The sequence below is a fragment of the Streptomyces sp. NPDC044044 genome, assembly GCF_056434405.1.
Genome location: NZ_JBWKFG010000004.1, coordinates 685,952 through 698,552 on the forward strand (window position 1 = coordinate 685,952; position 12,601 = coordinate 698,552).

Sequence of the window (12,601 nt, forward strand, 5' to 3'; positions counted from 1 at the left end):
TCGCCGCAAGGCTTTCCCTGCGCGTTAGCCTCGGGCCCAAGGCGCATTGAGGACGTATCGGCTGGAAGCCGTGGAAGCGAGGCAGGCATGGCGAAGGTACCGGCAGCAGCAGTGGCCGCCACGGGGATCGTCGGTGGGTACGCCGTCGCCCGGTGGAGCAAGAAGCGGGCCCTTGGCGGCGTCGTCCTCGCTGCCGCGGGAGCCGCTGCCGCTCAGCAGTGGCGGCAGAGCGCGGGCGCCAAGACCGCCGCCGCGCTCAGCGCCACGTACGTCGCCGCCTTCGCCGCGTCTCATCCGCTCGCCAAGAAGGTCGGGGCCTGGCCCGCGGTCCTCGGTGTCGCGGGTGGCGTGGGGCTCGCGTCCTGGGCGCTCGCCGATCGCCGGGGCTGAACCAGCTTTGCTGGGCCCGGCAGCATTTCAGGCCGCCTCGCCGGGGCTGAACCAACCCCGCCGGCCCCAGCGACAGCTCAGCCCTCACTGTCCCTGAACAAGCGCGCGAAACCCGCCACCGCGAGCACCCCCGCCCCCATCACCAGCACGAAGAACCCCCACGCCAGCGGCCACACCGCCGCGTCCGGCTCCGGGTGGCTGTCGAAGGAGACGTACATCAGCGTCGCCGGCGGGCCCGCCACCAGCAGCAGCGCCAGGCCCAGGCGGTCGCGGAAACCGAAGTAGGCCGCCAGGGACAGCATCGAGACGGCCAGGAAGGTGATTCCCAGCGCCGTCACCGGTGACGTCTCGTTGATCGCGCCCGGTGTCTCGGGGCGGTTGCGCAGGTCCCAGGGGAGGCAGAGGAGGTACGCCGCCGCCGCGAGGGCGGCGCCCAGGGCGCGCGTCACCCAGCGTCGCAGGGGTGGGCTGCCCGGCAGGGGCGTCAGCAGGTTCCGCGCACTCATGGGGCTCGGTTCGTGGCGCGGGCTCGTGCGCCGGCCTATGCGCTTCCCCATCCGCAGGCTCATGTTCATCGACTTTGCCGTCATGGGGACGAGCCTGCCGACCTCGCCATGGGGCGCGACAGAGTACGCGTACTCAGACCGGGCGTCCTCAAGGGCAAGGCTGTCAGCCTCCCGTCCCCCTGAACGTCATCCGGTACTCCCCCTGAACGTCATCCGGCACTCCCCTTGAACTTCATCCGGCACGCCCCCGGAACGTCATCCGGTACGCCCCCGGCGACACCCCGAGCCCCGCCTGGAAGTGCTGCCTCAGCGACGCGCCCGTGCCGAAGCCCGCCTCCGCCGCGATGCGGTCGACCGTGCGGTCCGTCTCCTCCAGGAGCTCGCGGGCCCGGTCCACGCGGCGCTGCGTCAGCCACTGCATCGGCGTCAGGCCCGTCTCCTCGCGGAAACGGCGGCTGAAGGTGCGCACGCTCATGGACTCCTGCTCGGCCATCCCGGCCAGCGTCAGGGGCTCCTCCAGACGCTCCTGCGCCCATTCCCTCGCCCGGCTCGTCGACGTCACGCGCGGCTCCGCCACCGGGCGCCGGATGTACTGGGCCTGGCCACCCTCGCGGTGCGGGGGTACGACGGTGCGGCGGGCCACCTCCGCCGCCACCGCGGCGCCGTGGTCGCGGCGGATCATGTGCAGGCAGAGGTCGATGCCCGCGGCCTCGCCCGCGGACGTGAGGACCGCGCCCTCGTCCACGTACAGGACGTCCGGATCGACCGTCACACCCGGGAACGTACGGGCGAAGAGGTCCGTCGAGAGCCAGTGGGTCGTCGCTCTGCGGCCGTCCAGGAGGCCTGCCGCCGCCAGGACGAAGGCGCCGGTGCAGATGGAGGCGATACGGGCGCCTGTGGCGGACCTGAGCGTCGCGGCGAGGGAGGGCGGGAGCCCGCCCGGCGTCAGCGACTCGTCCTGTTCGTGCGACGCCGGGACGATCACTGTGCCCGCGGACGCGACGGCCTCCGGGCCGTGTTCCGCGTAGACGGGGAAGTCCGCGTCCGTGCGGATCTTTCCGGGGGTCAGGGCGCAGGTGCGCAGGTCGTAGAGCGGCTCTCCGGAGGGCAGGCGCGCGTTGCCGAACAGCTGGTGGACCAGGCCGAGCTCCATCGGGAGTACGCCGTCCCTGACCAGGACCGCGACCCGGTGGGGTGCGTCCGGCCCGCTACGCCCAGAGCGCATGCGACACCGCATAGATCGCGAGCCCGGCCAACGCCCCCACCACCGTGCCGTTGATCCGGATGAACTGCAGGTCGCGGCCGATGTGGGCCTCGATCTTCTTCGACGTGTGCTCGGCGTCCCAGCCCGCGACCGTGTCGGTGATCAGGGAGGTGATCTCGTCCCGGTACGTCGTCACCACGTACACCGCGGCGCCCTCGACCCAGCCGTCGACCTTCTGCTGCAGCCGGCCGTCCGTCGACATCCGCGTGCCCAGCGAGAGCAGCGCGGCCCGCACCCGCAGGCGCAGCTCGCTGCGCTCGTCCTCGGCGGCAGCCACGATCATCTGGCGCACCGCCGACCAGGCGGAGGCGATCAGGTCCTGCACCTCGCCGCGGCCGAGCACCTCCCGCTTGAGGCGCTCCACGCGCTCGCGGGTGTCGGAGTCGGACTGCAGGTCGGCGGCGAAGTCGGCGAGGAAGCGGTCGACGGCGCCGCGCGCGGGGTGCTCGGGCATGTCCCGCATCTCGGCGAGGAAGCGCAGCAGCTCCTTGTAGACGCGCTCGCCGACCTTCTTGTCGACGAACCGCGGGGTCCAGCCGGGGGCGCCGCCCTGGACGGCGTCCATGACCGACTCGTCGTGCTCGACCAGCCAGTCGTGGGCGCGTACGCAGACCAGGTCCACGACCCGCTTGTGGCCGCCGTCCGCGACGACCTTCTCCAGCATCTTCCCGATGCCTGGCGCGATCTCCTGGGCGTCCGCACGGCGCGTGATGGCCTCGCCCACGACCGCCTGGACGTCCGAGTCGCGCAGGACCGTCAGGGCGCCGCGCAGGGCCGTGGCCAGTTCGGCCGTCACCCGGTCGGCGTGTTCGGGATCCGCCAGCCAGGTGCCGAGGCGGCTGCCGATGCCCACCGCGCGCAGTCTGCCCCGTACGACATCGGAGGAGAGGAAGTTCTCGCCCACGAAGTCGCCGAGCGATGCGCCCAGTTGGTCCTTCTTGTTCGGGATGATCGCCGTGTGCGGGATGGGCAGGCCGAGGGGGTGGCGGAAGAGCGCCGTCACGGCGAACCAGTCGGCGAGCGCGCCGACCATGCCGGCCTCGGCCGCCGCGGCGACATAGCCCGCCCAGGCTCCGGCGCCGGAGTTCTGCGCCCATTTGGCCAGGACGTAGACGAGTGCGACGAAGACGAGCAGGCCCGTCGCGGTGATCTTCATCCGGCGGACGCCGCGCCGCTTCTCCTCGTCGGCGGGGCTGTACGTGAAACCGCCGCCGCCCGGAGCGGAGCCGCCTCTCCCCGCGCCGGAGCCGTCCGTTCCGGACCCTGGTGCGACGCCGCTTGAAGAGGCGAGCTCACGGGCATGCTGCCCGGCAGCACCCGCTTCCGCCGCATCCTCCGGAATTGATCGATTCGTGCGTTCCACTCACTCCACCTGACCCGTTCGCGTGGTTCGCGGCATCCTCATCCGTATTGTCCCCGTCTCTCTGCGCCCCTTCCTGACCGACTCCTGGAACGGACCACAAGTTCCCGGCGTCTGAATGGTCGGAGGGGGGCAGTGTCGGCCGCCTCACGGCCCATGACGCATCATGGGGTGATCACATCGGAGCCTCGATCAGGCTCCCCCTGCTCGAGGAGACACAGCCCGCATGACCAAGCGTCACGGTTATGCCCTGCTTGCCGCGGTCCTCGCGGTAATAGTGGTGATTTCCGCCGCCATATACCTCGGTGTATCCACCGACGACGGATCTCAGGACACCATCAGCGCGGGGCCCCGCAGCCCGCGCAACTCCGCGGCGCCCGCCTCTGCGGGTACCTGGGTCGGTACGTGGGCCGCATCCCCCGCGGCAGCCGAACCAAACACGCACCGCAACGGCTTCGCGGGCCGCTCCATCCGTAACGTCGTGCACACCAGCGTCGGCGGCGACAGCGCCCGCATCACCCTGTCGAACCTGTACGGACAGCAGCCGCTGAGCATCACCCACGCCTCGATCGCCGTGGCCGTCGGGTCGAACAACCCGGCCGCGGCGCCGGGCACCCTGCGCCGCCTGGCCTTCAACGGCAACACGTCCGTGGTGATCCCCGCGGGCCAGCAGGTGACGAGCGACGCGGTCCGCCTTCGCGTGCCGCACGACGCCGACCTCCTGGTCACGACGTTCTCGCCGACCCCGTCGGGCCCGGTCACCTTCCACCCGCACGCCCGCCAGGTCAGCTACATCGCCGAGGGCGACCGTACGGAGGACCCGAACGGCGCCGCGTACACCCAGCAGAGCACCTCCTGGCGCTACCTCTCGGCCGTGGACGTCCTGAGCAACGAGTCGAACGGCACCGTCGTCGTCTTCGGTGACTCGCTCACCGACGGCATCTCCTCGACCATGGGCGCCAACGCCCGCTGGACCGACACCCTCGCCGACCGCCTCCGCGGCGAGTCGGGCGCCCCGCGCTACGGCGTCGTGAACGAGGGCATCAGCGGCAACCGCGTCCTCTCGGACGGCAACGGAACGCCCGCGGACAACCCGAGCGGCCTCTCGCGCTTCGACCGCGACGTGCTCGACCGGTCGGGCATCAAGGCCGTCGTCGTCGCGCTCGGCGTCAACGACATCCTGCGCAACCCGCACCAGAACAACCCCGACCGCATCGTCGAGGGCCTGCGGGAGCTGACGCGGCAGGCGCACACGCGCGGGCTGCGGGTCGTCGGGGCGACCCTGATGCCGTTCGGCGGCCACCGGGGGTACGAGCCTGCGCTGGAGAACGTACGCCAGGGCGTGAACGAGCAGATCCGTGACGGCAAGGTCTTCGACGAGTTCGTCGACTTCGACCGGGCACTGCGCGATCCGTACGACCCCCGCAAGCTGCGCGCCGAGTACGACTCGGGCGACCACCTGCACCCGAGCGACTCGGGCTACCGCAAGATGGCGGAGACGTTCAACCTGACGCACCTGCGGGGATCCGCGGCCGCCGAGCTGTAGCCGGCAGCCGCGCCGCGGCAGTCCCCTCCCTCGCCGGGAGGGGCTCCCTCGGGAGGGGCTCCCTGGGGCGGGGAGGCTCAGTCCCGCTCCTCGCGCCTGCGCGAGTGCAGCTCGTGCCGCCCCTCGCGCCGCTCCAGGCGCTCGCGGCGGCGCTCCTCCTTCAGGCGCAGCTTCTCGGCCCTGCGGATCTTGCGGTCCACGCCGACGCCGCCCATCAGGGCGAAGCCCTTGACGACCACGCGGGGCGAGCCGGGGGTACCCTCGCCGGTCGCCTTGTCGTCGAAGCCGCCCATGAAGCCGAAGCCCTTGACCAGGACGTTCATCTCCGGCGGCACGATGACCTGCATGCCGCCCATGAGGGTCCAGCAGCGGATCTCCACGTCCCGCTCCGTGAACCGCGCCTCGCGCAGGTCGATCTCGCCGCCGCCCCAGATCGCGATCCCGTCGAACTGCCGGCCGATCACCCAGCCGCCCTTGCGGCTGAACCCGCCCCAGAAGGCGAAGCCGAGCTTCGACGTCGGTTCGCCGCTCACCATCCGTTCGGACCAGTCGATGGCGTCGGGGTCGTGGCTCGCCGGACCCTTCACCATGGAGATCTTGGCGCCCACGTCCGGCAGATCCCGGGTGATCGGCTCAAGCTCGCCGTACGTACGTGCCTTGTACGTCGCGTCCAGGCGCTCCTCGAACTCCTCCATGTCGAGGCGGCCCTCGGCCACGGCGTCACGCAGTCGTTCGGCGACGCGTTCGCGGTCGGCGTCGGCGGCCCTGAGGTCCGGGAGATGAGGCTGCTCGTCGGTCATGCGAGCAGCCTACGAGGTCGCCTTCTCCGCGTACATCTTGGCGATGACCGCCTCGATGTCGGGTTCCCTGACCGAGAGGTCGACCATCGGATACCGCTCCGCTACCCGGGCGACAAGCGGAGCTGCCGACTCCGACGCCGGGAAGGCCAGCCACTGGCGCGGGCCCTCCACCTTCACCACCCGCGCCGACTCCACGTCGATGGGCGGAAGTTCGCGCTCCAGGTCCACGACCAGGGTCCGCTCACTCTCCCCCACCTCGTGCAGCCCCGCGAGCGCACCGTCGTACATCAGACGGCCGTGGTCGATCACCATCACGCGCTTGCAGAGCTGCTCGATGTCGGTGAGGTCGTGCGTGGTGAGCAGGACCGTCGTGCCCGCATCCGCGTTCAAGTCCCGCAGGAACTCCCGCACTTTGGCCTTGCTGATCACGTCGAGGCCGATCGTCGGCTCGTCCAGGTACAGCACCTCGGGATCGTGGAGCAGCGCCGCCGCGATGTCGCCGCGCATCCGCTGGCCGAGCGAGAGCTGACGCACGGGGACGTCCAACAGGGCGCCCAGCTCCAGGAGTTCGACGCAGCGGTCGAGGTTCTCCTGGAAGCGGGCGTCCGGGATCCGGTACATGCGGTGCATCAGGCGGTACGAGTCGATCAGCGGCAGGTCCCACCACAGGGTGGTGCGCTGGCCGAAGACCACGCCGATGCGCCGCGCCAGGCGGGTGCGCTCGCGGGACGGGTCGATGCCCGCCACACGCAGCCGCCCTCCGCTGGGCGTCAGGATGCCGGTCAGCATCTTGATCGTCGTCGACTTGCCCGCGCCGTTCGGCCCGATGTAGCCGACCATCTCGCCGCGCGGCACGGTGAAGCTGATGCCGTCGACGGCACGCACCTCGTGCTTCTCGCGCCGCAGGAAGCCGGTCTTCTTACGTACGTCGAAGACCTTCTCGACGCCGTCGAGCTCAATGAGGTCTGATTCCACGGCAGTTCAGCTCCCTGTGCTGCGGTACGAACGAAGGCCCGTGCGCCAGGCGAGGCCCGCGAGTGCGAGAAGGACGGCGGCCACGAGCGGCGGCGTGAACGCCACCCACGTCGGCAGGTCGAGCGGATAGGGGCGGCCGAGGACGTACAGCGCGGGGATCCAGTTCACGAAGGCCAGCGGCAGGATGAACGTGGCGCCGCGCACCAGGTCCTTGGCGAAGACGGTCGGCGGGAACTGGAGCAGCGTGGTGCCGCCGTACGTGAAGGCGTTCTGCACCTCGGCCGCGTCCTGCGCCACGAACTGGAAGGCCGCGCCCGCCACGAACACGGCCGCGAAGATGCCCGCGCCGCAGAGCAGCATCAGCGGGACCATCAGGACCTTCAGCGGGGTCCAGGCGATGTCCAGGACCACGAGCGCGTACACCAGGACGAACGCGCCCTGCAGGAGTCTCCCGATCCGGTGCAGACCGAAGCGGTCGGCGGCGACCTGCGCGATCACCGGGGCGGGCCGCACCAGGAGCGTGTCGAGCGTGCCGTCGCGCACCCGCTTGCCGAGCCGGTCCATGGACCCAAGGGCCAGGTCGGCGAACCCGAACGAGGTGCAGGTGGCGCCGTACAGGAAGGCGATCTCGGACAGCGAGTAGCCGCCGAGCCGGTCCACCTGGGAGAACATCAGCAGGATCGCCGCGAAGTCGAAGGCGGTCACCGCGAAGTTGCCGAGCGCCGTCATCGCGAAGGAGAGGCGGTAGGCCATGAGGGAGCGGATCCACATGGCGGAGATCAGCCGGTAGGCGCGCAGCCCGTCCCGCACCTGCGTGAGCCCGTCCCGCATCCGTGTCAGGTCAGCCACCCTGGACCACCACCCGTCGCGTGGCCACGGCCTGCAGCAGCCGCCCGGCGGTGAGCAGCGCCGCGGCCCAGCCGATCTGGAAGGCGTACGTCCACAGCAGGTCCACGCCCGTGTGCTTGCCGAGGAACACATCGGCGGGCACCTGGAGCAGCGCCGACCAGGGCAGGGCGCGGGCGATCTCGCCGAGCGCGCCGGGGAAGACGTTCAGCGGGAGCAGCATCCCGGAGAAGAAGGTGCCCGCGAGCATCGCCACCTGGGTGGTGCCCGCGCCGTCCATCAGCCAGAACGCGGAGAGCGCCACCAGGAAGCGCAGCGCGAAGCTGACAAGCGCGCCGAGGAACACGGCGAGCAGGAACGCCGGCCAGAGCAACGGCTCGGTGGGCAGGGCCAGATCGAAGACGAGGGCGCCGACCACCATCGGCACGACACCGCGCCCAAGGAGCTGGAACAGGGCCCGTCCCAGGTCGGTCGCGAGCCACCAGAGCTGCAGGTCGGCGGGCCGGTACAGGTCGACGGCGATGTCCCCGGTGCGGATCCGCTCGATCAGCTCGCCCTCGAAGCCGCCGCCCATCAGCGCCATCACCGTGAGCAGCGCCTGCCCCAGCCAGACGAACGTCAGGGCCTGCGACTGGTCGTAGCCGCCGAGGCCGGGCCGCTCGTCCCAGAGCGCGATGTAGGTGTAGGCGAGAATCAGCCCGAAGACGGTGTTGGTGAACACCCCCGCCAGCGTGGCCGTCCGATAGGTCGCGTACCGCCTGAAGCCTCCGCGGGCGACGGCCGCGTACAAGCGGAACCGTCCTGTACGCACACGCATCCCCTTTAACGAGAGTCTTGACCTGACGAAAGCCTTGCCCGTTCCGGGCCAAAGGGACGGAGCCTAGTGCGGTCGTCATCGCCCGTGCCAGGCATTTTCGGCGCACGGCGCGTGCCTGGCAGGGAACGCATGAAGCGACAGTGTGCAATGGGTCGTACGAGGCGTACGTGACGTACGACGCGAAACGGGAGTTCCACGAGACATGAGCAGCGACGAGCCGCAGCAGCAGGGCGCCAAGGGACCAGAGGGCTGGGCGCCCCGCGAACCCGTGGACCCCCCGGCCGGCACATCAGCGAGCACCCCCGACGCCGCCAGTACGCCGCCTGAGGTCGCCAGTGCCCCTGAGGGCGCGGCGGACGTGCCGGACGCGGACGCGGACGACGACAAGGGCAAGGTCAAGGGCAAGAAGAAGCGCCCCAAGCGCAAGGGATGGCGGCGGATCTTCCCCACCTGGCGCATGGTGCTCGGCGGGTTCATCCTGCTGATCCTGCTCTGCGTCGGCGGCTTCGTCGCGGGCTACATGATCGTCGACATCCCGCCGGCCAACGCGGCGGCCACCGCGCAGAGCAACGTCTACCTCTACGCCGACGGCAGCCAGCTGGCCCGCGACGGCGAGGTCAACCGCGAGAACGTACCGCTGAGCCAGATCCCCAAGAAGGTCCAGCACGCCGCGCTCGCCGCCGAGGACCGGGACTTCTACAGCGAGTCCGCGGTCGACCCCAAGGCGATGATCCGCGCCGCCTGGAACACCGTCACCGGCAAGGGCAAGCAGTCCGGCTCGACGATCACCCAGCAGTTCGTGAAGAACTACTACCTGGGCCAGGAGCAGACGGTCACCCGCAAGGCGAAGGAATTCTTCATCTCCATCAAGCTGGACCGCGAGGTGAGCAAGAACGACATCCTCGCCGGGTATCTGAACACCAGCTACTTCGGACGCAACGCGTACGGCGTGCAGGCCGCGTCCCAGGCCTACTTCGGCCAGGACGTCAAGGACCTGGACACCGCGCAGGGCGCCTATCTGGCGACCCTCCTCAACTCCCCCAACGCGTACGACGTGGCGACCCACCCGGAGAACAAGCAGCGCGCCGAGGGCCGCTGGAACTACGTCCTGGACGGCATGGTCAAGGAGGGGTGGCTCAGCGCCGCCGAACGCGCGAAGACCAAGTTCCCGACGCCGAAGGAGGCCAAGGGCGCCTCCGGCCTCTCCGGTCAGCGCGGTTACCTCGTGCAGGCCGTCGAGGACTACCTGACGTCCAACGACATCGTCGACGAGGACACCCTGGCCAAGGGCGGCTACCGCATCACCACCACCCTCCAGAAGGACCGCCAGGACGCCTTCAAGGAGGCCGTCGACGACCAGGTGATGTCCAAGGTCGACAAGGACGCCCGCAAGGTCGACCGCAATGTGCGCGCGGGCGGCGCCTCGATCGACCCGGACACCGGCAAGGTCGTCGCGATGTACGGCGGCATCGACTACACCAAGCAGTACGTCAACAACGCCACGCGCCGCGACTACCAAGTGGGCTCCACCTTCAAGCCGTTCGTCTTCACCTCGGCCGTGGAGAACGGCTCGGTCACCCAGGACGGCCGCACGATCACCCCGAACACGATCTACGACGGCACCAACAAGCGCCCGGTGCAGGGCTGGGACGGCGGGACGTACGCCCCCGAGAACGAGGACGACGTCAACTACGGCAACATCACCGTCCGCGCCGCCACCGACAAGTCCGTCAACTCCGTCTACGCGCAGATGGCCGTCGACGTCGGCTCGGACAAGGTCAAGGACACGGCGATCGCCCTCGGCGTCCCGGAGTCCACCCCCGACCTGACCGCGTCCCCCTCCATCGCGCTCGGCCCGTCCACGGCCTCCGTCCTGGACATGACGGAGGCGTACGCGACGCTCGCCAACCACGGCAAGCACGGCACGTACACGATGGTCGAGAGGGTCACCAAGGACGGCCAGGAGATCGAACTGCCGGAGAAGAAGACCGCGCAGGCCGTCAGCCGCGAGGCCGCCGACACCACCACGTCCATCCTGCAGAGCGTCGTCGACGGCGGCACGGGCACGGCGGCGCAGGCCGCGGGCCGCCCGGCGGCGGGCAAGACCGGCACCGCGGAGGAGGACCAGGCCGCCTGGTTCGCGGGCTACACCCCCGAACTCGCCACGGTGGTCTCCGTGATGGGCCAGGACCCGGACACCGGCGCGCACACGCCGCTGTACGGGGCGCTCGGCCAGCCCCGCATCAACGGCGGCGCCTATCCCGCCCAGATCTGGGCGCAGTTCACCAGGGACGCCCTGGAGGGCGAGCCGGTGCGGGACTTCGACCTGGAGCTGGAGGAGGGCGCCGACGTGCCCGAGATCCCCGACCCCACGGACGTCGAGCCCGACCCGGCGACCGGCGGCGCGGCCACCGGCGGTGACGACGACACGCAGGGCCAGGACCAGGGCCAGACCCAGGGTCAGGACCAGGGCCAGACGCAGGGCCAGGACCAAGGGCAGACGCAGGGCCAGGACCAGGGGCAGACCCAGGGGCAGGATCAGGGGCAGACGCAGGGCCAGACGGACGGCGGCGCCACGGTCGACGGCGGAGCGGCCGACGGAGGCACCACCGCCGATCCGGGTGCCGCCCAGGGGCAGACCGACGGCTCCACCGCCGACGGCGGTACGGGCGACGACGGTGGGGCCCTGGGCGGCCTGACGGACAATTCGGCCACCAGAAGGCGGGGCGAACCCGCCCAGTAGCCGGTGGGGCTAGTGCCCCGAGGTCGCCTTCAGACCCACGACGGCCACGAGCAGCAGCACGACGAAGAAGATCCGGGCGGCGGTGGCGGGCTCACCGAGCACCATCATCCCGACCACCGCCGCACCGGCAGCGCCGATGCCGACCCACACGCCGTACGCCGTACCGATGGGCAGCGTCTTGGCGGCATGGGAGAGCAGCATCATGCTCGCGACGATCCCGAGGCCGGTGAACACGCTCGGCCACAGCCGGGTGAACCCCTCGGTGAACTTCATCCCGATCGACCAGCCCACTTCGAGCAGACCGGCGACGATCAACAGAACCCAGGCCACGACGGCACCTCCGACACGTAGAGACGCGAGATCGCGTCACTTGAATGGGGGTGCGTCGTCTTTGCGGAAACCCGGTACGGCGCGTCTCGTCGGGGTCCTTAAAAGGTAGCAAAGAACGCGCAAAAGGGGCTGGTGACGATGGTCACCAGCCCCTTTTCCCCATCTGTGGACCGCTACGGATTCCGTCTGCGGACCGCTACAGATACAGCCCGGTCGAGTCCTCGGAGCCCTCGAACCGGTCGGCGGCCACGGCATGCAGATCGCGCTCGCGCATCAGCACGTACGCCACGCCCCGCACCTCCACCTCGGCCCGGTCCTCGGGGTCGTACAGGACCCGGTCGCCCGGCTCCACCGCGCGCACGTTCTGCCCGACGGCGACGACCTCGGCCCAGGCCAGACGCCTGCCGACCGCGGCGGTCGCGGGGATCAGGATGCCGCCGCCCGACCTGCGCTCGCCCTCACCTGTGTCCTGCCGCACCAGCACGCGGTCGTGCAGCATGCGGATGGGCAGCTTGTCGTCGTGGGTGCTGTGTCCCTGGCTCTTGGCGCTCACGCCCCGAACCTACCTGCCAACGGCACGCCCGTACGATGCCGGGTCAGCGGTTGCGGCGGCGCGAGCTCACCGTGAGCAGCCCCACGAGCCCCACGACCACCAGTGCCACCGGCACGACGCGCTCCAGACGCGGCGCACCGTCCTCGGTCACCAGCTGGCCCCGCACGTCCGAGATGACGCGGTTGGCACCGACGTACACCCGGCCGAGGGAGTTGTCGAAGCCCGCGACGACCTTGGCCTTCGCGTCACCGACGATCGTCTTCGGGTGGACCCGCACCCCGATCTCGTCGAGCGTCTCGGCGAGCGTCTCGCGACGGCGCTTGATGTCCGCCTCGATCTGCGCCGGGGTCCTGATATCCGACGTGTCCGACACCGCGCTGCCTCCGTGGTCGTGTCCGGCTGTCTGTTCTTCTGTACGTATCGCCGACAGTCTGTCAGCTCCGGGCGCACCGCACCCCACGGCACCCCTAT

Annotated in this window: 13 protein-coding genes and 1 riboswitch; of the genes, 3 read left to right on the forward strand and 10 right to left on the reverse strand. The window is 70.5% G+C overall.

All coding sequences use genetic code 11. The features are described from left to right. Positions 1 to 87 precede the first annotated feature (87 nt). The gene (locus AC07AG_RS18705; RefSeq protein ID WP_478756146.1) at positions 88 to 390 is read left to right on the forward strand and encodes a hypothetical protein; all 303 of its coding nucleotides are present in this window, start codon (positions 88 to 90) and stop codon (positions 388 to 390) included. 77 nt (positions 391 to 467) lie between these two features. Here the strand turns inward: AC07AG_RS18705 and AC07AG_RS18710 are convergent, their stop codons facing one another. The 3 genes from AC07AG_RS18710 to AC07AG_RS18720 form a co-directional block, all read right to left on the reverse strand. Next, positions 468 to 980, reverse strand: coding sequence for a hypothetical protein (locus AC07AG_RS18710; protein ID WP_478756147.1), 513 nt, complete (start codon positions 978 to 980; stop codon positions 468 to 470). Positions 981 to 1,128: 148 nt separating this feature from the next. Further along, positions 1,129 to 2,121 (reverse strand): GlxA family transcriptional regulator, encoded by a 993-nt coding sequence (locus AC07AG_RS18715; protein WP_478756148.1) that lies wholly within the window; start codon positions 2,119 to 2,121, stop codon positions 1,129 to 1,131. Further along, a complete protein-coding gene (locus tag AC07AG_RS18720) occupies positions 2,105 to 3,523 on the reverse strand; it encodes a DUF445 domain-containing protein (protein ID WP_478756149.1) in 1,419 nt (472 codons plus the stop codon). Before AC07AG_RS18720 ends, AC07AG_RS18715 begins: the two co-directional genes overlap by 17 nt. Positions 3,524 to 3,746: 223 nt before the next feature. On the opposite strand from AC07AG_RS18720, the gene AC07AG_RS18725 reads away from it, so the two are divergent. Then, the gene (locus AC07AG_RS18725) at positions 3,747 to 5,066 is read left to right on the forward strand and encodes an SGNH/GDSL hydrolase family protein (RefSeq protein ID WP_478756150.1); all 1,320 of its coding nucleotides are present in this window, start codon (positions 3,747 to 3,749) and stop codon (positions 5,064 to 5,066) included. Positions 5,067 to 5,143: 77 nt separating this feature from the next. On the opposite strand, the gene AC07AG_RS18730 is transcribed toward AC07AG_RS18725, so the two are convergent. The 4 genes from AC07AG_RS18730 to AC07AG_RS18745 are packed head-to-tail and all read right to left on the reverse strand — an operon-like array spanning position 5,144 to position 8,504. Beyond that, a complete protein-coding gene (locus tag AC07AG_RS18730) occupies positions 5,144 to 5,866 on the reverse strand; it encodes a DUF1707 SHOCT-like domain-containing protein (protein WP_478756151.1) in 723 nt (240 codons plus the stop codon). Between the two features lie 9 nt (positions 5,867 to 5,875). Beyond that, positions 5,876 to 6,841: an ABC transporter ATP-binding protein gene (locus tag AC07AG_RS18735; protein WP_478756152.1), complete on the reverse strand. Its 966-nt coding sequence runs from the start codon at positions 6,839 to 6,841 to the stop codon at positions 5,876 to 5,878. Positions 6,842 to 6,847: 6 nt separating this feature from the next. Then, positions 6,848 to 7,672: an ABC transporter permease gene (locus AC07AG_RS18740; RefSeq protein ID WP_478756320.1), complete on the reverse strand. Its 825-nt coding sequence runs from the start codon at positions 7,670 to 7,672 to the stop codon at positions 6,848 to 6,850. Between the two features lie 10 nt (positions 7,673 to 7,682). Next, positions 7,683 to 8,504 carry an ABC transporter permease gene (locus tag AC07AG_RS18745; protein WP_478756153.1) on the reverse strand — a complete coding sequence of 274 codons (822 nt, stop codon included), beginning with the start codon at positions 8,502 to 8,504 and terminating at the stop codon, positions 7,683 to 7,685. A 202-nt stretch (positions 8,505 to 8,706) separates the two neighbouring features. Here AC07AG_RS18745 and AC07AG_RS18750 point away from each other — a divergent pair, with 202 nt between their 5' ends. Continuing rightward, a complete protein-coding gene (locus AC07AG_RS18750; RefSeq protein WP_478756154.1) occupies positions 8,707 to 11,247 on the forward strand; it encodes a transglycosylase domain-containing protein in 2,541 nt (846 codons plus the stop codon). 9 nt (positions 11,248 to 11,256) lie between these two features. Here the strand turns inward: AC07AG_RS18750 and AC07AG_RS18755 are convergent, their stop codons facing one another. The 3 genes from AC07AG_RS18755 to AC07AG_RS18765 all read right to left on the reverse strand — a co-directional run bounded on the left by AC07AG_RS18755 (position 11,257) and on the right by AC07AG_RS18765 (position 12,503). After that, complete coding sequence (locus tag AC07AG_RS18755) at positions 11,257 to 11,577, reverse strand: DMT family transporter (RefSeq protein WP_160505255.1); 321 nt, start codon at positions 11,575 to 11,577, stop codon at positions 11,257 to 11,259. A gap of 49 nt (positions 11,578 to 11,626) precedes the next feature. Next, a riboswitch (guanidine-III (ykkC-III) riboswitch) is annotated at positions 11,627 to 11,696 on the reverse strand. 77 nt (positions 11,697 to 11,773) lie between these two features. Then, on the reverse strand, positions 11,774 to 12,076 hold the full coding sequence (locus tag AC07AG_RS18760; RefSeq protein ID WP_107101836.1) for a GroES family chaperonin: 303 nt from the start codon (positions 12,074 to 12,076) through the stop codon (positions 11,774 to 11,776). 97 nt (positions 12,077 to 12,173) lie between these two features. Next, the gene (locus tag AC07AG_RS18765) at positions 12,174 to 12,503 is read right to left on the reverse strand and encodes a DUF3618 domain-containing protein (RefSeq protein WP_478756155.1); all 330 of its coding nucleotides are present in this window, start codon (positions 12,501 to 12,503) and stop codon (positions 12,174 to 12,176) included. Between the last annotated feature and the right edge of the window lie 98 nt (positions 12,504 to 12,601).

What these genes read in the sequence shown, in the direction of transcription:
- AC07AG_RS18705 (WP_478756146.1), top strand. Translation starts at nt 88, where the DNA reads ATGGCGAAGGTACCGGCAGCAGCAGTGGCCGCCACGGGGATCGTCGGT.
- AC07AG_RS18710 (WP_478756147.1), bottom strand. Translation starts at nt 980, where the DNA reads ATGACGGCAAAGTCGATGAACATGAGCCTGCGGATGGGGAAGCGCATA.
- AC07AG_RS18715 (WP_478756148.1), bottom strand. Translation starts at nt 2,121, where the DNA reads ATGCGCTCTGGGCGTAGCGGGCCGGACGCACCCCACCGGGTCGCGGTC.
- AC07AG_RS18725 (WP_478756150.1), top strand. Translation starts at nt 3,747, where the DNA reads ATGACCAAGCGTCACGGTTATGCCCTGCTTGCCGCGGTCCTCGCGGTA.
- AC07AG_RS18730 (WP_478756151.1), bottom strand. Translation starts at nt 5,866, where the DNA reads ATGACCGACGAGCAGCCTCATCTCCCGGACCTCAGGGCCGCCGACGCC.
- AC07AG_RS18740 (WP_478756320.1), bottom strand. Translation starts at nt 7,672, where the DNA reads ATGCGGGACGGGCTCACGCAGGTGCGGGACGGGCTGCGCGCCTACCGG.
- AC07AG_RS18745 (WP_478756153.1), bottom strand. Translation starts at nt 8,504, where the DNA reads ATGCGTGTGCGTACAGGACGGTTCCGCTTGTACGCGGCCGTCGCCCGC.
- AC07AG_RS18750 (WP_478756154.1), top strand. Translation starts at nt 8,707, where the DNA reads ATGAGCAGCGACGAGCCGCAGCAGCAGGGCGCCAAGGGACCAGAGGGC.
- AC07AG_RS18760 (WP_107101836.1), bottom strand. Translation starts at nt 12,076, where the DNA reads ATGCTGCACGACCGCGTGCTGGTGCGGCAGGACACAGGTGAGGGCGAG.